Consider the following 25,176-nt stretch of genomic DNA (forward strand, 5'->3'; position numbering starts at 1 on the left):
CAGAAGGACACTTGAATGATTCTTGAAAGTCTCGGACTGACATCATATGACATCGCTCTTCTTGTCGGTTGCCCAATCGGCGCTGTTATTGGTAGCCTGGCACAGGCTATAGTTAAGAGTATTGATCTTGAGGGACCGCCTACAAACGAAGATGACATGAAGATAGCATCCAAGGAGCTTCAAGAATTACGTGGTACGTGGCTATATCTTAGGATGGTTCTAGGTGGCATCCTTGGCATTGTTTTAGGGTTGTACTTTATTGGCTCCATCCAACCTTCCGCTGCAACTGTCGCGAAGATCATTGCTTTGTCAATAATTGCAGGATATGCGGCACCTAAAGTTTGGGAAGCGCAGGAACGCATCGTCGAAGCAAAGTTGAAGAAGATAGCCGACAGAGAAGAAGCTAATGACTCGGCTGCTGAGCGTGAAAATTCCATATAACAAATCAGAGGAGACTAATCAAACACCCGCGGGCGGCTTTTTGATTGCTCATTTTAAACGTTAGGCTAAGAATGAAAAAGTATCTTCTTTATCTACTTCTATTGCTTACTGGACTTTTGAATAGCTTTGCGGTCATTGCTTTGGCAGGTATTTTCTATCCCTTAGATGTAATAACATGGACAGTCAAAATGCTAAAAGAGCTTGAGCTCATTTACCTTGGATCATTTGCTGTGTACTTTATAGCTCAGTCGACTTTAGCATTAATCAGTCTTCCATTTTTTCTATTATCAGCATACATGTTCACTCGCTATACCAGAATGAGTACTAACACAATAAGTACACTAAGTTCAACCGGAGTAGCATTATTCGTAGCTATAGCAGGATACGTTGACGATCCAGGACCACTAATCTATCTACTTGACTTACTCATCCTTGTCATAATGAACGCAACTAGTATTTATGCAATGGAGAAGCATTTAAAGGCACGTGAATATGCATAACAAATCAGTGGAGACCAATCAAAAACCCGCAGGCGGCTTTTTGATTGGTCATTTTAAACGTTACGCTTGCCGACTCGATTCAAACACCGTCGCACTCAAAAAGAGATAGGGTTTTCCGGTCAGCGTCACCCGGAACTTCTTCTGCTGCAAGTATTTCTTGCAAAAATAGACGTCTTTGTAGAGCAGCGACTGTTCCGAGAATGCATAGTTGGGTGCTTTGGCGCCGTAGATAAGTTCTCCGTCTGTCCAGCGGCTGTTGGGGAAGCCGAGGATGACGCTGCCGCCGGGAGCTAGGTAGTTCTGTATCAAGGACATAAAGAGCGGCTTGAACTCCACGCCGGGGCTCTGCAGGGTTCCTATGCTCATTATGAGGTCGAAACGGCCCAATTCGAGGCTGTCGAGGTCGTTGATGTCGTGGACGTGGAAGGTCACATTTGGCTCGGGAAACTTTGCCTGTGCTTCGGCGATGGCCGTCGCCGAATGGTCCACCCCGACCAGCTCCATATCGCTAAAACTGTCGCCAAGAATCCGGCGGATCAGCTCGAACTCCTCCCCGCTGTTGATGCCGAGGTTAAGCACCCGTTTCCGCTGCCCTATTTTGACCCGCTCTAACGAATGACGGTAAGCCCAGAGAAAGGCCGGTTCCTCGTTCTTGTTGATGGCCGCGAAGGGCGAGGCCGAGCCGTACTTCTCCGTCTTCTCCTCTACCTCTTCTCTGTGGAAGGATGCGCCTGTGTCGAGTTTCATAAAACGCAGGCGGACAGTGCCGTTTTCGAGACTCGCAGGGGTCATCATCCGGCAGAGCAGAAGCTCCGCAAGGTCGGTCCATGCCTTGTAGCCTCTGTAGAGGTACTCTACACCTTCAACGGTAATAGTCGCTCCGGCATAATTGCCCGCGCCAAGGTCGGGGTCGAGGACGGAGAACTCTATGTTCTCCCCTGCGTTGAGCTGCGCCAACTGCGCTTCGAGCAGAGGCAGGATCTCCGCCATCGGTTCGGTCGTAAACGTCAGCATCTGCTCCCTACTCAGCTTTCGGCACAAGCAGCCAGAGGCGCAGCGGCGACTTCATCCGGCCTGCTTCGGCTTCGGCGTGTTCGCCATAGCCCCAGAAGAGGTCAGCGCGTACCTGCCCTTTTATGGCGCTGCCCGTATCCTGCGCCATGGCCAGGAGCTGCAATGGCTTGCCGCCGAGGGGTTCGACGGCGTCGACGTAAACGGGGTAGCCCAGCGGGATGCGGGTGCGGTCGACGGCGACGGAGTGCATTGGGGTCAGCTCAGTGCCGAGGGTGCCCGTCGCCCCCTGCGTGCGCAGGCCGAAGAAGATGTAGCTGGGATTAGACTCCAGAATGCGTTTCTTCTCTTGCGGGTGGCTGCGAAGGTAGGCGCGGATCGTCTGCAGGGAGATCTGCGCTTTGGGAATGAGCCCCTCCTGCACCATCAGCTTCCCGATGGAGTGGTAGGGGTGGCCGTTGCGGTCGGTGTGGCCGATGTAGAGGGTCGTGTTGTCGTCGAGCAGGACACGCCCGGAGCCCTGGACGTGGAGAAAGAAGCGGTCGATGTCGCTGCTGACATAGCACAGCGGCCGCGCATCAACGTCCCCGGCGTTGATCTGCGCCCGGGAAGGGTAAGGCACCACGCGGTTTCCTTCAAGCCTGCCGCGCAGGTAGCGATGGGTCAGGTCGGGATAGAGCGAGGCGAGTTCGATGCGCAGCAGATCCCTCGGCGGGGCATAGAGCGGATAGGGGTAAGCGGCACTCTGCTTTGAAGAACCATGCAGGAGCGGTTCGTAGTAGCCCGTCATCAGCCCTTCGCTTTCCCCATTTTCTATCAGCATAAAGGGGCGGAAGTTTGCTTCAAAAAAGGCTTGGGGGTCGTTGCTCTTTTCCGCCTCGGCGCAGAGCGGCTGCAAGGCAGGCAGCTTGTTCAAAGCGCACTGTTTTTTGAAAACGGCCAGCCCCGCCTCGGCCCGCTGCTCGTCCCACTGCGGCAGCGTGTCGAAAGAGACGAAAACGCCGCTGCTGTCCGCTTCGCCGTTCAGGTTCAGGTGTGTTTCCTTCTGCGCACAGCCGGTCAAAAGGAGCAGAAAAATGAAAAGAAAATTGGTATGAAATATGTACAACTTTATAAGACTCCACTCAAGATGGTATAATTCCGAAAATTTTTTCGGGGCACTTCATTGTGCCGATCAAAAAAAACAGTATAACAAGGGATTTGTATGGAAGAGATGAGCTATTACGAAATTTTGGAGATCAGCCAGAGCGCTGAAAAAACCGAGATCAAGAAAGCCTATCGCAAAATGGCAAAGAAGTACCATCCCGACGCCAACCCGGACGACCCGGAAGCGGAACACAAATTCAAGCTCTGTAACGAGGCCTACCAGGTCCTCAGCGACGACGAAAAACGGGGCATCTACGACCGCTACGGCAAACAGGGGCTAGAGGGCATGGGCGCCGGCGGCGGACGCGGCGGCTTCGGCGGGTTTGAGGACCTGGGCGAGATCTTCGAAGAGATGTTCGGCGGCGGGCGCCGCTCGCGCCAGAACCCGGCGGACATGGACAAATACCCCCTCGACCTCGGCGTGGAGATCACTCTCAGCTTCAAAGAGGCGGTTTTCGGCTGCGACAAAGAGATCAGCTTCAGTTACAAAAAGGCGTGCGCGATGTGCGACGGCACAGGCGCCAAGAACGGCAAGCTCGCGCCGTGTAAGCAGTGCGGCGGCAAGGGCCAGGTCTATATGCGCCAGGGCTTCATGACCTTCTCCCAGACCTGTCCGGTCTGCCACGGCGCGGGCACGATGCCGGGCGAGCCCTGCCCCGAGTGCCACGGTGCGGGCTTCGAGGAGGTCGAAGAGACCGTGACCATCAAAGTCCCCGCGGGTGTCGACAGCGACAACCGCCTGCGCGTCTCCGGCAAGGGCAACGTCGGGAAGCGCGGCAACCGCGGCGACCTCTACGTCACCTTCCAGGTCGAGCACGACGAGACCTTCCAGCGCCACGGCAACGACGTCTACGTCGAAGTCCCCGTCTTCTTCACCCAGGCGATCCTCGGCGAGACCATCACCATCCCGTCGCTGACCGGCGAGATCGAGCTCGAACTCGACCAGGGGACCCGCGACAAACAGCAGTACCGCTTCCGCAACGAGGGGATCGAGGACGTCCACGGCCACGGCAAGGGCAACCTGATCGCCCAGGTCAAGCTCGTCTACCCGAAAAAACTGAACGACGGCCAGAAAGACCTGCTCGAACAGCTGCAGGAGAGCTTCGGCATCGAATCGAAACCCCACGAGAGCGTCTTCGAATCGGCCTTTGAAAAGGTCAAAGGGTGGTTTAAATAAGGGGCGGTAAAATACCTCTATAATCACCACAGGAGCGCCCTATGAAAGCGTGCAACTCCCTCGCAGAAGTCCGTGAAGAGATCGACAAACTCGACGACCAGATCGTCGAACTCATCGCCAAACGCAACAACTACATCAAACAGGCCGCCCGCTTCAAGAACACCATCGACGAAGTCAAGGCGCCCGAGCGCATCGATGCCGTGATCCAGCGCCTGCGCCGCAAAGCCCTCGATCTCGACCTCTCCCCCAACCTCGTCGCCGACCTCTACACGATGATGATCAACGAGATGGTCGAAACGGAAATCTCCGAACTGCGCAACGCCAAGGACCTGTAAATGTCCCGTTTCGACGCCGCTGCCGCCGACTGGGACAAGGGTGACCTGCGCCAGCAGATCGCGGCGCATACTGCCGATGCCGTCATCAACACCATTGCCCTGAACTCAGAGATGTCACTGCTAGACTTCGGCGCGGGGACGGGACTGCTCACCTACCGCGTCGCCCCCCACGTCGGCTCCGTTACTGCCGTCGACACCTCCGAAAAGATGCTCGAAGTGCTGCAGAGCAAAAGCACCCCGGAGCACCAGATCAAAACCGCCTGCTGCGATATCACGCAGATGCCGCTGAGCGAAACCTTCGACGGCATCATCAGCTCCATGGCGATGCACCACGTCGAAGACACCGAAGGGTTCCTCAAGACCCTTTATGAGCACCTCAACCCCGGCGGCTTCATCGCCGTCGCGGACCTCGACAAAGAGGACGGCAGCTTCCACTCCCACGGCAATGACGGGGTCTTCCATTTCGGTTTTGACAGAGAGACGTTAAAAGGGATGGCGGAAAAATGCGGGTTTGTGAACGCGGCCTTCACGACCGCGCTGACGATTGAGAAACCGGACAGGAACTATCCGGTCTTCCTATTTTCTGCTTATAAAGCATAAAACGACATCCGAGCAAAGCCCGGATATCTACGTTAACACTGGGTTTGTCCTCGTACCTGCGGAATTCCGATTCACTACATGCCTCGGCGGCAAGCCCGCGCGCAGATGAAGCGCGCTGATCACTCCTCTTCTTTCTTCTCTTCGTGCTTGCAGCCAGTATTGAGCTTCAGCGGGATGTAGAGCGGACAGACGCCGAACACGCCCGTCAGCAGCGGCACCAGCCCGATCACGGCAACGATGTAGTTCGGCGCCACAAGCCCATAGGCGATCAGGGCGATGCCCAGAATAATTCGGATAACCTTATCGACGGTTCCCATATTGACACACATCATATTCTCCTTGGGTATAAAACTTGGATGGCATAGAGTATATACAAATCGGGGAACTGCCGTCAGTAACCTAAGTCACCAAACTCTCAGTGCGTCAGCTGTTTCTGCACGAAGCGCTGGTAGAACCCTTCGCGCCGCAGCAGCTCCTCCGGCGTCCCCGCCTCCACGATGCGGCCGCGGTCGAGGAAATAGACATAGTCCGCATGTTCGACGGTACTGAGGCGGTGGGCGATGATCAGGGTCGTTTTGCCCTTGAGGTAGTCGCGCAGCGAGGTGAAAAGGTGGCTCTCCGTCTGCACGTCCAGGGCCGAGGTCGATTCGTCGAGAATGACGACGCTCGGGTCGTGCAGCAGCATCCGCGCAATGGCGAGCCGCTGGCGTTCGCCGCCGGAGAGCCGTATGCCGTCCTTGCCGATCATCGTTTCCAGCCCTTCTGTGAGCTTCGCCACGACGTCATCGAGCTGGGCGACATGCAGGGCGTCGAAGAGCTTTTCGTCGGGGATGTCCCGGCCCAGGGTCAGGTTCTGGCGCAGGGTATCGTTGAACATCTTCGGCGTCTGCAGCACGAGGGCGACATGGTCACGGATGACATCGAGCCCGATCTGCTCGGTCGGGATGCCGTCGATACAGATGCTCCCCTCCTGCGGGGCGTACAGCCCCAGGACCAGCTGCGCCAGGGTCGTTTTGCCGCTGCCGCTGTGGCCCAGGAGCGCGACGGTCCTGCCCGCTTCGACCGTCATCGTGATATCGTGCAGCACCTTTTTCTCGCCGTAGCCGAAACTGAGGTGCTCCACGGAGATACTGTTCGTCGCCTTCCCGTCGAAGGGGTTGTGCTCATGGGGGTACTTGGGCTCCTTCTCCAGCCGCAGCAGCGCGTTGAGCCGCTCCAGCGCCGCCGTGGCGTTCTGGTAGGAGAAGATGATCTGCAGCATATCCTGAAGCGGGGTCACCATGAACCAGAGGTAACCGAGCACGGCGAACATCTCCCCGATGGAGAGTGATGAGAAGAGCACCATCAGCATCGACGCCGCGCGGAAAAACTCGAACCCGCTCAGAAAGAGCAGCGAAGAGAGCTGCCCCGCCGCCTCGCTCTTCCAGCCGAACTGCGTCGAGGCGTTCTTGATCCCCTTCGCATCCTCGATCATGCTGTCGATGTAGCGCCGCTCCTGGTTGTAGGTACGGATCTGCACAAAGAGGTCCAGGGTTTCGGAGAGGCGGTTCTGGAACCGCTCGATCTTCTGGTTCTCCGTCTTTTTGAGCCTCCGCACCTTCTTGCCCAGCCAGGTCGTCAGCGCGACGACGGCGGGATTGAGCAACAAGATGATGAGCGCGAGCTGCCAGTTGATATAGAGCAGCACCAGCGCTACGCCGATCAGCGAGAGCGCAGAGACGAAAAAGCGCCCGATGCTCACCCCGATGAAAGCGTCGACCGTGTCAATGTCCGTTACGAGCCGCGCGCTGACGCCGCCCCCGCCGAGGGCTTCGTACTCGGAGACGGAGACATGGCGAAGGTGTTCCAGGATGCGCCGCCGGATCGTAAAGACGAGATGCTTGGAGATGATGGTGAAGAGGCGGGACTGGAAGACGTTGGCGACGACGAAGAGCATGCGCAGAAAGAGCGTCGTCAGCAGCACCACGACGATGTAGCCCCACGGCTCCCCGGGGGCGAACAGCGTGTCGATAAGGCCCGTCAGCTGGGCCGGCTTTTCGAGCAGTACCTGGTCGACCAGCAGCGGGAAGAGCAGCGGGACCGGCAGGGAGATCGCGACGGCAAGTACCGCGACCGTCTGCCCCAATGCGATCCGTCTACGAAAAGGTTTGGTGTCGCGCAGCAGGGTGCGCCATGTCATTTCTTGCATGGGGGATTATAGACCAGGAAGGGTGTGGAAAACGTAAAGCGGGGGGAGAACGCCCCCGCGTTTACCCGGGCGAAAGGTTGAAGCGGTTACTTCGTATCGATGTGAAGCACCGGTTTAAGTATCCACTTGTCACTGCCGGTGGAGTGGATCGACTTGTTCGCATCGAAGTCGACCGTCATCGTCATGTTGCCGTCCGGCGCCATGATGAAGTTGTGGCTCTCTTTGATGACCATACTCGGTACCGTCAGTTCGCTGGGAACACCGCCGATGACGACATAGTTGCCGTACGGGTGAACCGTCGAGTCATTGCTGTCATACTGGAGAACCAGACGCATCTGCGTATACTTGGCCGCCGGGATGTTCGCGACGCCGATCATCGAGACATTGCCGTCGCGCAGTTTCAGCAGGTCGTAGGTACCGTTGACATCCGCCACGGTCAGCCAGGTGGAGTTGGACTCGTTGGACTCGTCCGAACGGTGCACCATCACTTTGTCGATTGTCACATAGACGGCTTCAAACTCGGCGGGGGCATCTGTCAGGCCGACGTTGAGCACACCGCTGCCGGATGAGCTCCCGCCGCATCCGGCAATCCCGGCCGTCAGCAGTGCTGCTGCGGCGATACTTGCATAGAAACGTTTCATTGCAGGCTCCTTAGTAATATTACTGTATCCTGCTATTATACCCCAGAAAAGTTACCGGCCGAAAGCCCCTGTTTTAGGGGCTTTTCAGGCGTTATGAAAGCGTTCGACGACCGTTCCATGAAGGGTTTCGCCGTCATAGAGCGATTGACGGTCTTCGAGCATGCGGACCGGCTGCGGGTCGAAAAGGACCACATCGGTCGTGCCCACGCCGATCGTACCGGCATCGCGTCCGATGGAACGGGCCGGTTCGCGGACGCAGAGCGTCACCAGCCGCTCCCAGCTGATCCAGCCCGAGGCGACGAGTTTCGTATAGAGCAGCGGCAGCGCATCGGAGATGCTCTCGCAGCCGTAAGCCGCGTCGGCGAAGGCGACCTCTTTGTTGACCGGCGAGTTCGGCTGGTGCAGCAGGGTCAGCATATCCACCGCCCCCGCCTCGAACGCCTCGCGCAGCTTCAGCACGTCGCTTTCGGACTGCAGCGGCGGGTCGAGCTTGGCGACGGTATTGAACCCTTCGCACGCCTCGTCGCTTTTGAGAAGGTGGTGCAGGCTCACCTCGCAGCGGACATCCACACCTTCGCGTTTTGCGGCGGAGATCATCTCGATGGAGCGCGGGGAAGCGATGCTTTTGAAGACGATGGCGATCCCGAACTCCCGGGCGATCTCGATCATCCGTGCGACGTGGACCGGTTCGCCGAGCGCGGGGATGCCGACCAGGCCCAGGCGCTGGGCCACTGCCCCCTCGTTCATCACCCCGTTGGCGGAGAGGTTGCGGTCGAAGGCGCGGCAGAAGAGCGTCCCGCCGAACATCTTGACGTACTCGGCGACCCGCACGGCCAGGTGGTTGGAGATGGAGGTCGTCATATAGGGTGCGACCGCGCCGCGTTTGAGCAGGATGGCGATGTTGCTGAAACGCTCGTCGTCGATCGTCGCGGCGATGGCCGTTTCGATCCGCGCCCCTTCGCATCCGTCACGCTGGTTCTGGACGAACTCCAGGGAGATCGCATCGTCGACCGCGGGGGTCGAGTCGGGGGAGAGCACGACCGTCCCGACACCGCCTTTGCGCGCCGCCTTGGCCAGGTCGAGCAGGTGGCGGCCCGTCAGGCGGCCGTCCTTGAGACGGACGTTCGTATCGACGAGCGCCGGCAGCAGGATCTTTCCGGAGGCGTCGACACGCTCGTCCCCGGCAATCTGTTCGGCGATCTCGGCGATACGCCCCTCCTCGATGCGTACGCAAGCGACCCGTTCGCCGCTGCAGTCGCAAATCGTCACGTTTTCAAAAATCATGCCCGTCCTCACTCCCGGGCCCCGCAAGCGCGCAGGAAGGCCCGGATGCTATAATGTCGACATTGTATTGCAAAACCAATAAGGCAGGGGTTAGAGTGCGTTTTTTTCTTTTGATTCTTCTCGCAGCCGGTGCATGCGCGGCGAAAAAAAGCGATGAGGGCTACGAGCGGGGCAGAACCCTCTACTTTCAAAACGGCTGCAACAACTGCCACGGCTCCCGCGCGGAGGGGACCGGCAACTACCCCTCTCTCGCCAACCGGGCCAAGGGGTTCCTGGCCTATAAGCTCCAGACCTTCCGCAAAGGGATCGCCGACACCCCGATGCAGGAGATGATGATCGGCTTTGCATCGCCGCTCAGCGACGCGGACATCGATGCCATCACCACCTTCCTGCACGACTTCCACGACGCCCAGACGGAACGCTACGACCCGGCCTTCCAGCAGTGGGGAGACGGCGGATCATGAAGCTGCTCGTCTCCGCCCTCGAACACTCGGCCAATGTCCACTTGAAAGCCCTCAAAGCCGAACTGAGCGACGACGTCGAGCTGATCGGCATCTTCGACAGCTCCCTGGGTGAGCCCCTCGTCGACCTCCGCTCCCTGGCCATCATGGGCTTCGTCGATGCGCTCAAAAAGCTGCGCTACTTCTTCAAACTCGCCGACGAGATGGTTGAGCTCGCCGCCGGGGCCGACAAGGTGCTGCTGATGGACTCATCGGGCTTCAACCTCCCCCTGGCCAAAAAGATCAAGAAGCGCTACCCGGAGAAGGAGATCATCTACTACATCCTCCCGCAGGCCTGGGCGTGGAAGCAAAAGCGCATCCCCGTACTGGAGCGCACGATCGACCGGCTCGCTTCCATCCTTCCCTTTGAGAAGGAGTACTACAGCCCGGACGCCCCCATCGAGTACGTCGGCCACCCCCTGCTCGACGAGATCGCGCACTTCAAAACCGACAGCGCGCCGACCGTCAAACGCGTCGTATTCATGCCCGGCAGCCGCAAAAGCGAGATCCGCCGCCTGATGCCGCTTTTCCGGGAACTGCGCGCGCGTCTCGATGCCGAAGCGGTGCTTGTCGTGCCGAAGCATTTTGCGAAAGAAGAGCTGAATGATCTTTACGGTAACCTATCACCGTTTATTGTGGCACACGATGCGCATGCAGCACTCTATGAGAGCGACTTCGCCTTCATCTGCAGCGGGACGGCGACCCTGGAAGCTTCGCTGATCGGTACCCCGTTCGTCCTCGCCTACGTGGCGAAACCGCTGGACTACCTGATCGCAAAAACGCTCGTCAAACTCGACTACATCGGCCTGGCGAACATCATGTTCTCCCGCTTCAAAGGGCGGCCGCTGCACCCGGAGCTGATCCAGGACGCCGTCACGGCGGAAGCGCTTCTGGAGGCGATGCAGGCCCTTGACCGGCAGGCGTTCCTCGAAGACTCCAAAGCGCTCAGGGCGTACCTTGAGCACGGCAGCAGCGCTCGTGTGGCACATCTTATCGAAGGTGAACAGGAATGAAAATCAATTTTATCGATCTGCAGGCGCAGTATCAGGCATACAAAGAGGAGATCGACCGCGAAGTCGGCGAGGTCATGGCATCGGCCCAGTTCATCGGCGGACCGAAACTGCAGAAGCTTGAGAGCGACCTCGCCGCCTACACCGGCGCGGCGCACGCCATCGGCTGCAGCAGCGGCACGGACGCCCTGCTGCTGGCGCTCATGGCCCTCGACATCAAGGCCGGGGACGAGGTCATCACCACCCCGTTCACCTTCATTGCCACGGCCGAAGTCATCGCCTTCCTCGGCGCCAAAGCCGTCTTCGTCGACATCGACGAGACGACCTACAACATCGATGCCGCTTTGATCGAGGATGCCATCACCGAACGCACGAAGGCAATCATCCCCGTCTCGCTCTACGGCCAGTGCGCCGACATGGACGCGGTCAACGCCATCGCCGCCAAACACGGCCTCCCCGTTATCGAGGACGCCTGCCAGAGCTTCGGGGCCGAGTACAAGGGCAAAAAGTCCTGCAACCTCTCCACGATCGGCTGTACCTCCTTCTTCCCGTCCAAACCGCTGGGCGCGTACGGGGACGGCGGCGCCGTCTTCACGAACGACGATGCCCTGGCTGAGAAGATCCGCATGCTGCTCAACCACGGTCAGAACGAGCGCTACAAGCACCGCTACATCGGTATCAACGGCCGTCTCGACGCCATTCAGGCGGCGGTGCTCAACGTCAAACTGGCCCACTTCGACGGCGAAGTCGAAGCGCGTATGCGCATCGGTGCGGCCTACAGCGAAAAGCTGGCCGGTTCGAACGTCGTCACCCCTGCCGTCATGGAAGACCGCACCAGCGTCTACGCGCAGTACTCCGTCCGCGTCAAGAACCGCGAAGCCGTCGCCGCGGCCCTGAACGCCAAAGGCGTCCCGACGGCCGTCCACTACCCCATGCCGCTGCACCTGCAGGAGGCGTTCGCGTCCCTGGGCCATAAGGCCGGCGACTTCCCCGTCTCCGAACGCGTCAGCGAAGAGATCATGTCCCTGCCGATGAGCCCCTACCTCACCGCTGAGCAGCAGGACTTCATCGTGAAGGCCCTGGAGGAAAACGCATGATCAAGATCGCCCTGATCGGCCTGGGTTCCATGGGCCGCAACCACTACCGCATCCTCCATGCCCTCGGCGAGAAGGTGCAGATCGTAGCCCTCTGCGACGTCGTGAAAAACGGCGACTTCGCCGAGCCCTTCTTCACCGACGTCGACGAGATGCTCGACACCGCCAAGCCCGATGCCGCCATCATCGTCGTGCCGACCTTCCTGCACAAAGAGGTCGCGCTCAAGTGTATCGAGCGCGGGGTGCATGTCTTTATCGAAAAGCCGGCGGCCTCGACCATCGAGGACGCGAAACTGATCGCCAAGGCGGTCAAAGAGGCGGGGCTTAAAAGCTGCGTCGGCCACGTCGAACGTTTCAACCCCGTCGTCCAGGCGCTCAAAGAGGAGCTCAAAGGCAAGGAGATCTATACGATGTCCATCACCCGCGTCGGCCCCTTCCCGCCGCGTATCGCCGACGTCGGCGTCCTCACGGACCTCTCCGTGCACGACATCGACCTGATGCGCTTCATCACCCACCGCAACATCCTGGAGAAGAACATCTTCAAATCCCGCAAGATCCACAACCACCACGAGGACAACGCGGTCCTGAGCTTCGAGCTTGAAGACGCCATTGTCGCCGAGATCCTCACCAACTGGCTCACACCGTTCAAAAAACGCACCATCGAGGTCGCCTGCAAGGACGCCTACTTCGAGGCGGACCTGATCACGCAGAACCTCACGGAGTATTCGAACTTCCACGTCAACAACTCCTACGTCGTGCGCGGCTGCCACATCAAGAAGGACGAACCGCTCCTCAAAGAGGTCGAGGCCTTCGTCACCTACCTTGAAACGGGCGAGCGCGGCTCGCTGGCCACGATCGAGGACAGTATCATTACCCTGCAGGTGGCAACCGAAGCATGATCCATCCTACCGCCGTCATCGCTCCGGGTGCCCAGATCGCCCCGGACGCCCAGATCGGGCCTTTCTGCCATATCGGCGCCGAGAGCGTCATCGGGGCGGGCGCTCGGCTTGAAGCGCACGTCGTGCTTGAAGGGCCCGTCACCCTCGAAAAGGGCGTACGCCTCTTCTCCTTTGTCAAGATCGGCAACGGCCTCGCCCCCGTGACCCTGGGGCGTGGTACCTTTGTGCGCGAGTTCTGCCAGATCGCGACCCAGAACGACACGGCCGACGCCGTGAGCATCGGCGAAGAGAACTTCATCATGGCCTACGTCCAGCTCTTTCCCGGGGTCTCCCTCGGGGCCAACTGCATCCTTACCAACGCCGTGACGATGCAGGAGAAGAGCCGCTGCGAGGAGCGCGTCATCGTCGGCGGGCTCAGCACCGTTGCGGCGGGCTGTACCATCGGCACGGGCGTCATGGTCGGTGGTGCGTCGAACCTCCGGTACGACGTCCCGCCCTTCTGCCTCGTCGAAGGCAACCCCGCCACCGTCCGCGGCCTCAACCTGATCGGGATGCGGCGCCGCTTTGAGGACCGCGAAGATATCGAAAGCGTGCGCCGCTGCTTCCGGCAGCTGCACAAGCAGTTCGATCCCCTCGCTGCCGCCGAAATGACCGAAGCCCTCGATAACCCGCAGGCCAAACGTTTTACCGGCTTTATCGCCGCACACCGCTGCGCCTGAGGAGAAAAACATGCTGAAATTCAACACCTACGACACTGAAACCCTTTCCGCGATCCGCGAAAACCTGAACACCTGCGCCGAAGCCCTGGGCGGCACCGGACGCCTGCTCGGCCTGGCCGAGACGATCCTCGGCATGAAACCGTCGCCACTGCAGAACAAGACGGCATCGTTTCACTTCGAGCAGGGCAAGGTCAGCTGGGATAAGGTCCTCTTTGCCGACAAGATCGTCACCGTCGCACAGATGATCAAGAAGCACGACACGATGGAAAACATCCTGGAAAAGGGCTCGAAAAAAGAGCAGAACGCCATCCGCACCCTTTTCCCCGTCACCTTCACCATCACGCCAAAGGAGGGGGAGCCCTTCACCTTTAAGGCCGTCGACGCCCCCGACGCGAAGACGGCGCGCATCAACCCCCTGTTCGAACTGCTCTTTTTCGCCTCGACGGGACTGATCAAAAAAGCGCTCAAGGAGGCATAAGTCATGGAACGTATCTACTCGAAAACGGCGGAGTCCGAGGCGGCGATCGCCCTGATGGAGAACCTGCAGCTCTATTTTGTCAACCGTCTCAACGGCCTCAGCCAGATCTTCGGTGCGAACGTCCCTTTTGAAGCGGTGGAGTGGTTCCGCGACGAAGGGCGCCACGGCGGCGGGATGCGCTACGAGGGGCGCGACGAGCGCCTCTTCAACCGCGCCTCTGTCAACGTCTCCCAGGTACATTACGAGGATATGCCCCAGAAGAAGCTCGACGCCGCCAGCGCCATCTCGACCATCATCCACCCGCGCAACCCCCATGTCCCCTCTATCCACATGCACATCAGCTACACCCGTATGAAGGACGGGAACGGCTACTGGCGCATCATGGCGGACCTGAACCCCTCCATCTTCTACGAAGAGGATCAGCACCGCTTTATCGAGCACCTCAACTTCATCACCCCCGACCTTTTCGATAAAGGCGCGGAGCAGGGAGACCGCTACTTCCGTATCCCCGCCCTGGGACGCCACCGCGGCGTCGCGCACTTCTACCTGGAGCACTACAACAGCGGCGATTTCGGGACGGACTACGGTTTTGCGAAGTATTTTGCCGAGCAGGTGATCGACGTTTACGTCTCCATTATCTCGGACGCCCTCGCCAAGCGGACGGAGGTGAGCGAAGAGGATGTCGCCGAACAGCTCGCCTACCACACGCTCTACTTTTTCCAGGTTCTCACCCTCGACCGCGGCACGACCTCCGGCCTGCTGATCCATGACCAGAACGATGTCGGCATTATGGGCTCCATCCCCGAGTTCGTCGACAGAACGCTGCTGCAGAGCTGGCTGCCGAAGATGACCGCCCCGCAGGACGCACTCCTCCAGGCGCTCATCGACGCCCTCCCCGACGAGGAGATCGTCCTGGTCGACGAACCGGTCAAGGCGCGCCTTGCCGCAGCGGTACGCGCCCATTACAAAGCCCATCCGGAGGCCCTTTCCATGCAGGCCGACAGCGTTGTCGTCCCGCCGACCGTGGAGAACCACCGCTAGTATCCGGCTATAATGGTCTGAAGAGAAGCCCTAAGGAGTCACCCATGGGACCAGCAAACCTTCCGCCGGACAGTGCCGGCCACCTCAACACCGCCGCCCTTCCGGGCTTTATGGTCTGGGCCGGGGTCATCATCTGCCTTGTCGCCTTCGCCTGGTACCTGGAAAAACAGCGCGGCGACGATTAGGCTCTATCGATGCAGAACCCCGATGCCGCCGCCCTTTTTGAAACGATCATCCTTCCCGGTTTTGCCGGCCTTTTGGCCGCCGCACTCCTTTTGCTTGTGTATGCAGCCTATCTGAATAAAAAACACCCCAAGGACAGACCGTGAATATCATCATCGCCGGGGCCGGACGGGTCGGCTACCGCCTCGCCAGCACCCTTTCACACCGCCACAACGTCACCATCATCGACCAGCGGGCCGCGGCGCTGCAGCAGCTCCAGGAGAGCATCGACGTCTTCACCATCGCGGGCAACATCGAGAACCCCGACACCTACCTTCCCCTGAAAAACCGCCGGTTCGACATATTCATCGCGGTGACCGACAGCGACGAAGCGAACATACTCTCCACCCTCATTGCCGGGGATTTCATCGATGCCGATACCAAGATCATCCGTCTCAAGAACCCCTACTTCGCCGACAGCACCATTGCCGGGAAACTCGGCATCAGCAGCGCCGTTTTCCCCTTCTCCTCCGCGGCCCGCTCCATCAGCGCCCTGCTGGACTACCCGCAGGCAAACAACGTCAAATCCTTTATCTATTCGCCTTTTCAGATGGTCTCCGTCTACGTCGAAAGCGCACCGGAGACGGGCATCCCCGTCGCGGAGTTTGTCCATGAAACCTGCGTCGTCGTCGGCCTGGAGCGTGCCAAGCACTTCACCCTGCCCGATGCGGAGAGCGTGCTCTACCGGGGCGACCTCGTCTACTTCTTCGGGGATCCCGACACCATCCGCGCCTACTGCGCCCGGCTCAACCCCGCCGTCCCCGACCGCATCAGCCGCGTCGCCATCTTCGATGCGGGGCTGCTGGGACTTGAGATCGCCAAGGCGCTGATCCCGCGGGGGATCAAGCTCAAGATCATCGACAAGCATCTCGAGAAATGCGAACGCGCTTCCGAACTGCTGCAGGAGCATGCGTCGGTGATCAACAGCCACTACATCGAACACACCCTCTTCGACAATGAGCATGCCGGCCGTGCCGATATGGCCATCTTTACGAGCGAAGAGGACGAGGAGAACATCATCCGCTGCCTCGAGGCCAAAGAACACGGCATCCCGCGCACGGTCGCCATCAACAACGATATTGAGCGCTACGGCCTGATGCATTCGCTCGGCATCATCCCGATGCGCGGCCCGAAATCGAGTGCCTATTACGCCATCCTCGAGGCGATCGGGTCGAGCTCCATCATCTCCGAACGCCACTACTGCGGCGGCAGGGGGATCATCTATTCGCGCAAGATCTTTTCCGACTCGCCGATGCTCGAGAAGATGCTCCCGCCGCCGGACCCGAAGCGCTGCAGAAGTTTTCTGCTCAGAGACAACCTCCTCCTGCCGTGGGTCGCAAAATTGCAACTGCACGAGGAGGACGTTCTGTTCGTATTTCTTGATGCCGAAAATGAGGAGGCGATGAAGCGGTGGATATACACACTCTGATCAACAGCGCCAAATTCATCAGCAGTATCGGCACCGGGCTGGCGCTCTTTTTCCTGATCCCGATCGCGACGGGGCTCTGGTACGGCGAGGATATGAAATCCTTCATCCTCTTCGACCTGCTCTTTTTCCTCTTCAATGCCGCGATCTTCGGCGCCCTGGCCCGCCGCCGGATGCAGATGACGGTCAAGGGGGCCATCTTCTCGGTCAATCTCATCTGGCTGCTCCTGGGCATCGGCGGCGCCATCCCGCTCTACCTCTACACCGACGTGACCCCGAGCGGCGCCTTTTTCGAGGCCATCAGCGGCTTTACGACGACGGGTGCGACGATCTACACGCAGATCGAGCAGCTGCCCAAAAGTATCCTGATGCTGCGCAGCCTGATGCACTGGCTCGGCGGCATGGGGATCATCGTCCTGGGCGTGGGGCTCTTCTCCCTGATCAACCCCACGGGATCGCTCACGATGTTCCGGGCGGAGTCCACCGGGATTCAGCTGGAAAAAGCGACGCCCAAGATCAGAGATACCGCCCTGTGGCTCTGGGGGATCTACTTCCTTTTTACAAGTGCGAACACCCTGCTGCTCCTTGCGGGCGGGATGGGCTTTTTCGATGCCGTCAACCACGCCTTCTCCACGATTGCCACGGGCGGCTTTTCGACCCGGGACCTCTCGATGGGGTACTGGAACGATGCGCCTTTCATCCTCTGGACCACCACCCTTTTTATGATCATCTCGGGGATCAACTTCCTCGTACACCTCAAAGCGCTGCGGGGCGATTTCAGCGGATGGCGCAGCGAAGAGGTGCGGTGGTATCTCGGGATCTTTCTGCTTTTCTCCGTGCTGCTGACCGCGCTGCATCTGCTTAACGGCAGCGACGGGTTTGGCTACAGTGCGACCCACGCCTTCTTTACCGTCGCGTCGCTGCTGACGACCACCGGGTTCACGACGCTCGATTATGAGCTGTGGGGCGCGGCGCCCGTGGCGCTGCTGCTGATCGCCATGCTGCTCGGCGGCAACGCCGGTTCGACGGCCGGGGGGATGAAGACCATCCGCTTTGTCGTCCTTTTCAAAAACCTCAGAGCCCAGCTGAAGCAGATCCTGCAGCCCAGCGCCGTCATCGGCATCTTCATCGACCGCGAACGCGTCGGCAGCGAGATCATCGGCAGGGTCAGCGGTTTCCTCGTGCTCTTTATCGCGACCAATGTCCTGGTCTCTCTCTACCTCTTTGTCCGCGGCTACGACCCCATGACCTCCATCAGCACCGCCGTCGCCTGCGTCAGCAACATCGGGCCGGGCTTCGCGCTCATCGGGCCGTCGCAGAATTTCCACTTCTACTCCGACGCGGACAAGCTCCTGCTCTCGGCCGCCATGATCATCGGCAGGCTGGAGTTCTATACGGTCGTGCTGCTGTTTACCCGGAGTTTCTGGAAACGCTACTAGTTTTCCCGGGACGATTCGTTCCAGATGGGGTTTTCCCGGTCGTCAGGGTGGAGCTTCGCTTTTTCGTCCGGGTAGATGTGCCAGAATGACTGATCGATGGCCGCGTCTTTATAAAGGGGCTTTTTATCGTGCCCGAAGGGACACCACCAGTTCTCCACCACCTTTACCAGGTAGGCCAGGTAGCTGAACAGCGCCACGCTCAGCGGGCAGTAGAGCTTGCAGTTGAAGATCCAGAAGAAGCGGTAGCGGGCGAACTGCCACCACGCCGTCTCCGTGGTAAAGATGATCTGGTCCTGCCGCGTATAGCGGTGGCTGGCCCACTCCGGCACGAAATCCCGGAAGGATTTCAGGTGCTCCGCCCCCATGATCCGGAGGTGCCAGCGCACCAGCAGCACCGCCAGGACGGCAAAAGGGACGGCGACCAGGATCGGCAGGTAGATCAGTACCGTTCCCGGGACCGTCTTCCAGACCGTCTTCGTTTTATGATTCTCCCCGATTCTCACCCGTTCCATGCTGCTCCTTTATCGGTACCCAGTATAGACAAAGCGGCTTGAGGGGGTGATTAAGCTGCCGCTGCCGCGCTGACCGTATACACCACCGGACATCGTATCATCAGCCGTTTGGGACTATAATCGGTCGCATCGTTTCTGCATACCCGGCACTGCAGAGATCATACGACAAGGAGAAACATTGGCACAAAAAGACAAAGAGAAATGGGATAAGAAGTACACCGAGATGGAGGGGCTGCTCGAACGCAGGCCGCCGAGCGAGCTGGTCAGCAAACACGCCGCCGAAGCCCCCGGAGCGAGGGCCCTCGACCTCGCCTGCGGCGGCGGACGCCACAGCCTCTATCTGGCCGACAGGGGTTTTACGGTCGATGCCGTGGACATCTCGACCGTCGCCCTCGCGGCGCTGCGTGAAAAAGCGGACCTCGGGCACATCAACCTGATCGAGGCGGACCTCGACACCTTCGTCCCCGACGCGGGAGCCTACGACATGATCGTGAAGACGAACTTCCTTGACCGCGACCTGATCGGGCGTGCGAAAGCGGCGCTGAGACCCGGCGGCATCATGGTCGTGGAGACCTACATGGCCGACGAAGGCAACGAAAAACCCGACTCCAACCCCGACTTCCTGCTCCAGAAGGAGGAGCTCAAATCACTCTTCGGCGAGGGTTTTACCGTGCTCGAGTACAAAGAGTTCTGGAACGAACCGTACGAGAAATACCGTATGAAGAAGCAGGCCATCGCCGTACGCAAAGATTGATGACTGTATAATGCGGCAACATTTTTGGAAGAGGAGAGGTTTTTGAGAGCACCCAGAGGTTTCGGCAAGCGCTACTTTACCCTCGCTTCCATCCAGGCGCACAGCGTCGCGCCCGCGCAGAACGCCCTGCGCGACTGCCTTGAAACCTATGCAACCGCCCTGCAGCGTGACCGCGAAAGCGACGAGGACCCGCCGGAAGAGCCCCTCGAAGCCCTCGCTTGCTTCGCCAACGACAAACCCTGCCACTGCGACTGTTACTTTAGACGCCGAACCTTCCTGACCCTGCGCGCGTGCCGCAAAAAATCCGCCTGTAACTGCAACTGCCGATTCTACAGCTTCCGACGCACCGGGGTACACCCGCCGCACCTCTGATTTTTTTCCAACCGATCATTCCAACAATCAAAAAGAAAAATATCAAAGGATATACCCATGTCAAAAAACTACGTTATCGGCTACCCGCGCATCGGGGAGAACCGCGAACTGAAATTCGCGCTGGAGAACTACTGGAGCGGCAAAAGCGACCTCGCGGCCCTGGAAGCGAGCGCGGCAGAACTGCGCCGCCGCCACTGGAAGGAGCAGCATGACGCCGGCATCGCTGTCATCAGCTGCAACGACTTCAGCTACTACGACGCGATGCTCGATACCTGTATCATGCTCGGTGCGGTCCCGGCCCGCTTCCGCAACATCAAGGACGAAACGCTCCGCTACTTCACGATGGCCCGCGGCGACAGTCAGCGTACCGCGATGCAGATGACCAAGTGGTTCAATACCAACTACCACTATATCGTCCCCGAGTTCGCTGCAGACGACACCTTCGCGCCGAACGCCGCGAAGATCATCTCCGAATACCGTGAAGCAAAGGCCGCGGGGATCGCCCCGAAAATCAACCTGATCGGCCCCCTCACTTTCCTCTGGCTCGGCAAAAGCGTCGACAGAAACTTTGACCGCCATGCCCATTTCGATGCCGTTGTCGCCTGCTACGAAGCGGTGCTGACGGCGATCAGTACTCTCGACGAGCAGATTACCGTCCAGATCGACGAGCCGCTCCTGGTAACGGGGCCGGACGTCAAAACCCTGAGCCTGCTCAAACGCGCCTACGACCGGCTCGGCTCCACCGTCTCACACGTCAAAATCATCGTCGCGACCTACTTCGAACACGCCTGCGAGGCCGTCGAAGTCCTGGCCCATACGCCGATCAGCGGGATCGCCCTCGACTTCGTCCATGGCCCGCGCAACATGGATGCCCTCGCCACTATCGCCCAAAGCGGAAAAACGCTCATTGCAGGGGTGATCGACGGGCGGAATGTCTGGCGCAGCGACCTCGATGCCGTCGGCGACAGGCTCGAGACGATCGCGCAGACGGTGCCGAAAGCCCTTATCGTTCCCGCCACCTCCTGTTCGCTGCTGCACGTCCCCTATTCGCTCGAAGCGGAAACGAAACTCGATGCGGAAATAAAGCAGTGGCTCGCCTTTGCGAAGGAGAAGCTGGCCGAACTGAACCTCGTCGCCAAACGCTTCGCCGGTGAGGCACTGGACGATGCAGAGCTGAGCCTGATGCAACTCAGCCGGGAAGCGGTCCACACACGGCAATGCTCCCCGCGCATCCACGACGCCGCCGTACAGCAGCGCGTTGCATCGCAGACGACGACGGAGCGTGCGCAACCCTATACGGAGCGGATCAAGGCCCAGCGCGAAGCACTGGCCTACCCCCTGCTGCCGACGACGACCATCGGTTCTTTCCCGCAGACGCCGGAACTGCGTAGCCTTCGCCGCGACTTCAAACGCGGCGACATCGATGCCCGGACGTACGAAGCGGGCATCAAAGCCTATATCGACGACTGCATCGCCTTTCAGGAGTCGATCGGGCTGGACGTACTCGTGCACGGCGAACCGGAACGCAACGATATGGTCGAGTATTTCGGCGAACAGCTCGCCGGGTTTGCGTTCAGCGCCAACGGCTGGGTTCAGAGCTACGGCAGCCGCTGCGTCAAGCCGCCGCTCATCTACGGCGACGTCAGCCGCCCGCTGCCGATGACGGTGGGCTGGACGACCTATGCGCAGAGCAAAACGGCGAAGATCGTCAAGGGCATGCTCACCGGCCCCGTCACGATCCTCAACTGGTCCTTCGTCCGCGACGACATGTCCCGTGCCGATGTTGCCGCGCAGATCGCCATTGCCATCGGCGACGAGGTCGACGACCTCCAGGATTCCGGTATCCGCATCATCCAGGTGGACGAGGCGGCCTTCAAGGAGGGGTACCCGCTGCGCCGCGAGAATATCGCTGCCTACGAGACGTGGGCCGTCGACGCCTTCCGCCGCAGCGTCGCCTGTGCACGCAGCGAGACGCAGATCCATACGCATATGTGCTACAGCCAGTTCAACGACATCATCCACACCATCGAGGCGATGGACGCGGACGTCATCTCCATCGAGACTGCCCGCAGCGGCAACGCCTTGCTGCGCATCTTCAAGGAGGTCGGCTACAAGCAGGAGGTCGGGCCAGGCGTCTACGACATCCACTCCCCCCGCATCCCGCCGGTGGCGGAGATGGTCGCGCAGATTCATGCCCTGCTGGAGGTACTGCCGCAAGAGCAGCTCTGGATCAACCCCGACTGCGGCCTTAAAACCCGAAAATGGGAGGAGGTCAAACCGAGCCTGGCCAACATGGTCGAAGCCGTCGGGGAGGTCCGCGCCTCATTTGACGCTATAATCGCATCCAAAAAAGGCGATGCAGCATGGACGAACCCCTCGAGATCCTCTACCGCGACGAGTGGCTTGTAGCCGTAAACAAGCCCAGCGGGCTGCTCGTGCACCGCTCCTGGATCGACAAGGACGAGACCCGCTTCGCGCTGCAGCTCGTCCGCGACCAGATCGGGCAGTACGTCTACCCCGTCCACCGCCTCGACAAGCCTACTTCCGGGGTGCTGCTCTTCGCCCTCGACCCGGAAACAGCCCGCAAAGTCGGCGAGATCTTCGAGGCGGGGAGCGTCCGCAAAGAGTACCTCGCCGTCGTTCGCGGCTATATTGACGAAGCGGGCCGCATCGACTACCCGCTCAAAGAGCTGCTCGACAAAATGACCGATGCGAAGGCGCGCACGGACAAGGAGGCCCAGGAGGCCGTCACGGGCTTTGAGCGCCTCGCCACCGTCGAACTCCCTATCCCCGTCGGGCGCTACCGGGCTGCGCGCTACTCCCTGGTGCGGCTGCGGCCCGAAACGGGGCGCAAACACCAGCTCCGCCGCCATATGAAGCACCTGCTGCACCCCATCGTCGGCGATACCAAATACGGGCGGACCGAACACAACAACCTCTTCCGGGAGCATTTCGGCTGCCACCGCCTGCTGCTGGCCTCGACGAAGCTGGAACTCCCCCACCCCGTCACCGGTGAACCGCTCTGCATCAGCGCCTCCCCCGGGGAGATTATCGAAGTGCTCATGGCACGATTCGGCTGGCATACTGAATAATAATTTTTAATTTTACACGCCGCACACTCCCTTAACAATACGGTGGCATAATGAAAAATAACGCCCGTGTAAAGGAGTGCCGATGAAACCGATACTACTGCCCCTTCTCCTCTGCGCATCGCTTTTTGCCGCGGACGGCTACAAGATCTATGAGCAGCACTGCGCCTCCTGCCACATGGTCATGCTGCCGCTGAACGAACCCGAACGCGGCTTGCAGAAGGCGAAGATGAAAGCGCCGACGATGCGCATGGTCTCGATGCGCCTGAAAATGATGATCCATATTCACAACGAAGACGAGGATATCCAGCGCAAAGTCGTCAAGGCCTTTATCAAGGAGTACATTGACGACCCCGACGAGGATTATGTTCTGTGCCTGCCGGAGATGGTGGAAAAATTCGGGGTGATGACGCCCGTCAAAGGGTTGACGAACGCCGAGAAAGAAGCCGTTGCCGAATGGCTGTGGGAGCAGTTCTAGACCGCAGGATCGCTAGAGTGAACGCAGGTGTTCGAGGAACGCCTCGGGCGGTTTATAGCCGATCAGCGTCTTGTTCTCGATCAGTTTTCCGCTTTCGTCAAAGAAGAGGATACCCGGAGGACCGAAGAGACCGAACTGCTTTGTGAGCGCCTTTTCGGGGTCGCTGTTCTCCGTCACGTCCGCCTGCACCAGGATAAAATCATCCAGTGCCGATACGACCCGCGGATCGGCAAAGGTGATCTCCGCATACTCTGCACAGGCCGTGCACCATGCGGCCGAGAAATCCAGCATCACCTTTTTTCCCCTGTTCGCCGCGAGGATCTGCTCCAGCTCCGCCTCGGAATGGATCACCTGAAAGGCCACCTCCTTCGTCGAAGCGGCCGCAGGCGTGCCGTCCGTACACATCTTCACCTCAAACCCTTTGAGCGGCTGCGTCAACGACGTACCGCCTGAGAGCGCCCCGACGAGCAGGATCGTCCCGTAGAGCATAAAGACGATGCCGATCGCCTTGATAAAGGAGTGCATTGAGCGGCGCACACCGCCGTGGACCGGTTCGAAAGCACCGAGGTAGACGGCGGCGACAATAAAGTAGATCGCCCAGAGCATCATCGTGATCCAGTCCGGGAGCACCCGCGATACCATCCAGATGGCAATACCGATCATAATGGCGCCGAATACTTCCGTAACGATGTTCATCCAGCCGCCCGGTTTCGGCATGAACCTGCCCGCACCCAGGCCGATGAGCAGGAGGGGGACCCCCATCCCGAGGCTCATGACGAAGAGGGCGATGCCGCCGAGCGCCGCATTGCCCGTCTGGCCGATGTAGATCAGTGCCGCCGCCAGGCCGGGTGCCACGCAGGGGCCGACGATAAGTGCGCTCAGAAAGCCCATCACCGCGACGCCGCTAAATCCGCCCTTCTCACCCGCCTTGTCGGAAAAACGCGACAGCCGCGTCTGCAGCGTCGCCGGGAGCCCGATCTCGTAAAACCCGAACATCGAGAATGCCAGAGCGACAAAGATCAATGCGAAGGCGCCGATCGCCCACGGATTCTGCAGAATCACCTGCAGGTTCTCGCCGAAAAGTCCCGCCATGATCCCGGCGATCGTATAGGCGAATGCCATCGCCAGGACGTAGACCAGCGAGAGGGTGAACCCGCGTCTGGCCGTGAGATGCTCCCCCTGTGAGACGATGATGGAGGAGAGGATCGGGATCATCGGGAAGATGCACGGGGTCAGCGAGAGCGCCAGTCCGAAACCGAAGAAAAGTGCGAGAATCGCCCAGAGGCTGCCGCCCTTGAGCGTGTCGACGATCAGGTCCGTTTCGCTCTCACCCTTCGCGGCGGCCGGAGCCTTCGGCTTTTCGGGCGCCGCGGCGGCAGCCGATCCAAGTTTAGCGAGGTCAACGTCAAAAGTGTACTCTTTGTTCTGCGGCTCATAGCAGAGCCCGCGCTCCGAGCAGCCCTGGAACGCCAAAGAGACAGTCACGGGAACCGTGCCCGTTTTCTGCGAGGAGGTCAGGATGATCTCGACGGGGACCTTGTGCAGGTGGACCATGTCGCCGTCGTGCTCCTCGGCGACGCTGTTGACCTTGACTTCGGAGATGGAGACCGTGGAGGGCGCCTTGATGGCGGCATCAAGTTTGTCCGCATAGACGTAGATCCCCTCCCCCAGTTCGATATCGATGGCAATGTGCTGGTTGTCCAGCAGGGATGCCTTGGGCTTGAACGCCTCTTCTGGCATCAGAAAACTGCTTTGAAAGGCGAAGAGGAGTGTCGCCGAAAGCAGGGTAAAAAACGCGATAAACCGTTTCACAGAAAACC

General features: G+C 59.6%; 29 protein-coding genes. 21 read left to right on the forward strand and 8 right to left on the reverse strand.

Going from position 1 to position 25,176, the window contains the following annotated elements:
- Positions 1-15 precede the first annotated feature (15 nt).
- Both WCX18_RS06950 and WCX18_RS06955 read left to right on the forward strand, forming a co-directional pair.
- Complete coding sequence (locus tag WCX18_RS06950; RefSeq protein WP_345986908.1) at positions 16-441, forward strand: hypothetical protein; 426 nt, start codon at positions 16-18, stop codon at positions 439-441.
- A gap of 71 nt (positions 442-512) precedes the next feature.
- A complete protein-coding gene (locus WCX18_RS06955) occupies positions 513-941 on the forward strand; it encodes a hypothetical protein (RefSeq protein ID WP_345986909.1) in 429 nt (142 codons plus the stop codon).
- A gap of 60 nt (positions 942-1,001) precedes the next feature.
- Here WCX18_RS06955 and WCX18_RS06960 read toward each other — a convergent pair whose 3' ends face one another.
- Together WCX18_RS06960 and WCX18_RS06965 are read right to left on the reverse strand one after the other, a co-directional pair.
- Positions 1,002-1,955 carry a class I SAM-dependent methyltransferase gene (locus WCX18_RS06960; RefSeq protein WP_345986910.1) on the reverse strand — a complete coding sequence of 318 codons (954 nt, stop codon included), beginning with the start codon at positions 1,953-1,955 and terminating at the stop codon, positions 1,002-1,004.
- 7 nt (positions 1,956-1,962) lie between these two features.
- A complete protein-coding gene (locus WCX18_RS06965) occupies positions 1,963-3,015 on the reverse strand; it encodes an MltA domain-containing protein (protein ID WP_345986911.1) in 1,053 nt (350 codons plus the stop codon).
- A 141-nt stretch (positions 3,016-3,156) separates the two neighbouring features.
- Here WCX18_RS06965 and dnaJ point away from each other — a divergent pair, with 141 nt between their 5' ends.
- The 3 genes from dnaJ to WCX18_RS06980 are packed head-to-tail and all read left to right on the forward strand — an operon-like array spanning position 3,157 to position 5,210.
- Positions 3,157-4,275 carry a molecular chaperone DnaJ gene (dnaJ, locus tag WCX18_RS06970; protein WP_345986912.1) on the forward strand — a complete coding sequence of 373 codons (1,119 nt, stop codon included), beginning with the start codon at positions 3,157-3,159 and terminating at the stop codon, positions 4,273-4,275.
- Between the two features lie 41 nt (positions 4,276-4,316).
- A complete protein-coding gene (locus WCX18_RS06975; RefSeq protein WP_345986913.1) occupies positions 4,317-4,610 on the forward strand; it encodes a chorismate mutase in 294 nt (97 codons plus the stop codon).
- Complete coding sequence (locus tag WCX18_RS06980; protein WP_345986914.1) at positions 4,611-5,210, forward strand: class I SAM-dependent methyltransferase; 600 nt, start codon at positions 4,611-4,613, stop codon at positions 5,208-5,210.
- Between the two features lie 119 nt (positions 5,211-5,329).
- Here WCX18_RS06980 and WCX18_RS06985 read toward each other — a convergent pair whose 3' ends face one another.
- The 4 genes from WCX18_RS06985 to WCX18_RS07000 all read right to left on the reverse strand — a co-directional run bounded on the left by WCX18_RS06985 (position 5,330) and on the right by WCX18_RS07000 (position 9,323).
- Positions 5,330-5,542, reverse strand: coding sequence for a DUF2892 domain-containing protein (locus WCX18_RS06985; protein ID WP_345986915.1), 213 nt, complete (start codon positions 5,540-5,542; stop codon positions 5,330-5,332).
- Between the two features lie 83 nt (positions 5,543-5,625).
- Positions 5,626-7,398, reverse strand: a complete 1,773-nt coding sequence (locus WCX18_RS06990) for an ABC transporter ATP-binding protein (protein ID WP_345986916.1) — start codon at positions 7,396-7,398, stop codon at positions 5,626-5,628.
- 86 nt (positions 7,399-7,484) lie between these two features.
- Positions 7,485-8,039, reverse strand: coding sequence for a DUF4382 domain-containing protein (locus WCX18_RS06995; RefSeq protein ID WP_345986917.1), 555 nt, complete (start codon positions 8,037-8,039; stop codon positions 7,485-7,487).
- A gap of 84 nt (positions 8,040-8,123) precedes the next feature.
- On the reverse strand, positions 8,124-9,323 hold the full coding sequence (locus WCX18_RS07000; RefSeq protein WP_345986918.1) for a dihydroorotase: 1,200 nt from the start codon (positions 9,321-9,323) through the stop codon (positions 8,124-8,126).
- Positions 9,324-9,433: 110 nt separating this feature from the next.
- On the opposite strand from WCX18_RS07000, the gene WCX18_RS07005 reads away from it, so the two are divergent.
- The 11 genes from WCX18_RS07005 to WCX18_RS07055 are packed head-to-tail and all read left to right on the forward strand — an operon-like array spanning position 9,434 to position 18,151.
- Positions 9,434-9,787 (forward strand): cytochrome c, encoded by a 354-nt coding sequence (locus WCX18_RS07005; RefSeq protein ID WP_345986919.1) that lies wholly within the window; start codon positions 9,434-9,436, stop codon positions 9,785-9,787.
- A complete protein-coding gene (gene lpxB / locus WCX18_RS07010; RefSeq protein WP_345986920.1) occupies positions 9,784-10,836 on the forward strand; it encodes a lipid-A-disaccharide synthase in 1,053 nt (350 codons plus the stop codon). The genes WCX18_RS07005 and lpxB overlap by 4 nt, the downstream gene beginning before the upstream one ends.
- Positions 10,833-11,930 carry a DegT/DnrJ/EryC1/StrS family aminotransferase gene (locus WCX18_RS07015; protein WP_345986921.1) on the forward strand — a complete coding sequence of 366 codons (1,098 nt, stop codon included), beginning with the start codon at positions 10,833-10,835 and terminating at the stop codon, positions 11,928-11,930. Before lpxB ends, WCX18_RS07015 begins: the two co-directional genes overlap by 4 nt.
- Positions 11,927-12,826, forward strand: coding sequence for a Gfo/Idh/MocA family oxidoreductase (locus WCX18_RS07020; protein ID WP_345986922.1), 900 nt, complete (start codon positions 11,927-11,929; stop codon positions 12,824-12,826). The genes WCX18_RS07015 and WCX18_RS07020 overlap by 4 nt, the downstream gene beginning before the upstream one ends.
- Entirely contained in the window at positions 12,823-13,545 is a 723-nt protein-coding gene (locus WCX18_RS07025) for an acyl-ACP--UDP-N- acetylglucosamine O-acyltransferase (protein ID WP_345986923.1), read from the forward strand. Before WCX18_RS07020 ends, WCX18_RS07025 begins: the two co-directional genes overlap by 4 nt.
- A gap of 10 nt (positions 13,546-13,555) precedes the next feature.
- The gene (locus WCX18_RS07030; protein ID WP_345986924.1) at positions 13,556-14,023 is read left to right on the forward strand and encodes a hypothetical protein; all 468 of its coding nucleotides are present in this window, start codon (positions 13,556-13,558) and stop codon (positions 14,021-14,023) included.
- A gap of 3 nt (positions 14,024-14,026) precedes the next feature.
- Complete coding sequence (locus WCX18_RS07035) at positions 14,027-15,064, forward strand: coproporphyrinogen III oxidase (RefSeq protein WP_345986925.1); 1,038 nt, start codon at positions 14,027-14,029, stop codon at positions 15,062-15,064.
- Between the two features lie 44 nt (positions 15,065-15,108).
- Positions 15,109-15,249: a hypothetical protein gene (locus WCX18_RS07040; RefSeq protein WP_345984425.1), complete on the forward strand. Its 141-nt coding sequence runs from the start codon at positions 15,109-15,111 to the stop codon at positions 15,247-15,249.
- A 9-nt stretch (positions 15,250-15,258) separates the two neighbouring features.
- The gene (locus tag WCX18_RS07045; protein WP_345986926.1) at positions 15,259-15,393 is read left to right on the forward strand and encodes a hypothetical protein; all 135 of its coding nucleotides are present in this window, start codon (positions 15,259-15,261) and stop codon (positions 15,391-15,393) included.
- The gene (locus WCX18_RS07050) at positions 15,390-16,715 is read left to right on the forward strand and encodes an NAD-binding protein (protein ID WP_345986927.1); all 1,326 of its coding nucleotides are present in this window, start codon (positions 15,390-15,392) and stop codon (positions 16,713-16,715) included. Before WCX18_RS07045 ends, WCX18_RS07050 begins: the two co-directional genes overlap by 4 nt.
- Positions 16,697-18,151, forward strand: a complete 1,455-nt coding sequence (locus WCX18_RS07055) for a TrkH family potassium uptake protein (RefSeq protein ID WP_345986928.1) — start codon at positions 16,697-16,699, stop codon at positions 18,149-18,151. Before WCX18_RS07050 ends, WCX18_RS07055 begins: the two co-directional genes overlap by 19 nt.
- Here the strand turns inward: WCX18_RS07055 and WCX18_RS07060 are convergent.
- Positions 18,148-18,663 carry a hypothetical protein gene (locus WCX18_RS07060; RefSeq protein ID WP_345986929.1) on the reverse strand — a complete coding sequence of 172 codons (516 nt, stop codon included), beginning with the start codon at positions 18,661-18,663 and terminating at the stop codon, positions 18,148-18,150. The two genes, WCX18_RS07055 and WCX18_RS07060, sit on opposite strands and share 4 nt — an antisense overlap.
- A gap of 178 nt (positions 18,664-18,841) precedes the next feature.
- On the opposite strand from WCX18_RS07060, the gene WCX18_RS07065 reads away from it, so the two are divergent.
- The 5 genes from WCX18_RS07065 to WCX18_RS07085 all read left to right on the forward strand — a co-directional run bounded on the left by WCX18_RS07065 (position 18,842) and on the right by WCX18_RS07085 (position 23,356).
- A complete protein-coding gene (locus WCX18_RS07065) occupies positions 18,842-19,417 on the forward strand; it encodes a methyltransferase domain-containing protein (RefSeq protein ID WP_345986930.1) in 576 nt (191 codons plus the stop codon).
- A 42-nt stretch (positions 19,418-19,459) separates the two neighbouring features.
- On the forward strand, positions 19,460-19,789 hold the full coding sequence (locus tag WCX18_RS07070) for a hypothetical protein (protein ID WP_345986931.1): 330 nt from the start codon (positions 19,460-19,462) through the stop codon (positions 19,787-19,789).
- Between the two features lie 57 nt (positions 19,790-19,846).
- A complete protein-coding gene (gene metE, locus WCX18_RS07075) occupies positions 19,847-22,198 on the forward strand; it encodes a 5-methyltetrahydropteroyltriglutamate--homocysteine S-methyltransferase (RefSeq protein WP_345986932.1) in 2,352 nt (783 codons plus the stop codon).
- Positions 22,153-22,881 (forward strand): tRNA pseudouridine(65) synthase TruC, encoded by a 729-nt coding sequence (gene truC / locus WCX18_RS07080; protein ID WP_345986933.1) that lies wholly within the window; start codon positions 22,153-22,155, stop codon positions 22,879-22,881. The genes metE and truC overlap by 46 nt, the downstream gene beginning before the upstream one ends.
- Positions 22,882-22,963: 82 nt before the next feature.
- Positions 22,964-23,356: a hypothetical protein gene (locus WCX18_RS07085; RefSeq protein WP_345986934.1), complete on the forward strand. Its 393-nt coding sequence runs from the start codon at positions 22,964-22,966 to the stop codon at positions 23,354-23,356.
- 12 nt (positions 23,357-23,368) lie between these two features.
- Here the strand turns inward: WCX18_RS07085 and dsbD are convergent, their stop codons facing one another.
- Positions 23,369-25,168, reverse strand: coding sequence for a protein-disulfide reductase DsbD (gene dsbD, locus WCX18_RS07090; RefSeq protein ID WP_345986935.1), 1,800 nt, complete (start codon positions 25,166-25,168; stop codon positions 23,369-23,371).
- Between the last annotated feature and the right edge of the window lie 8 nt (positions 25,169-25,176).

This window comes from Sulfurimonas sp. HSL1-2 (assembly GCF_039645565.1).
GTDB lineage: Bacteria > Campylobacterota > Campylobacteria > Campylobacterales > Sulfurimonadaceae > Thiomicrolovo > Thiomicrolovo zhangzhouensis.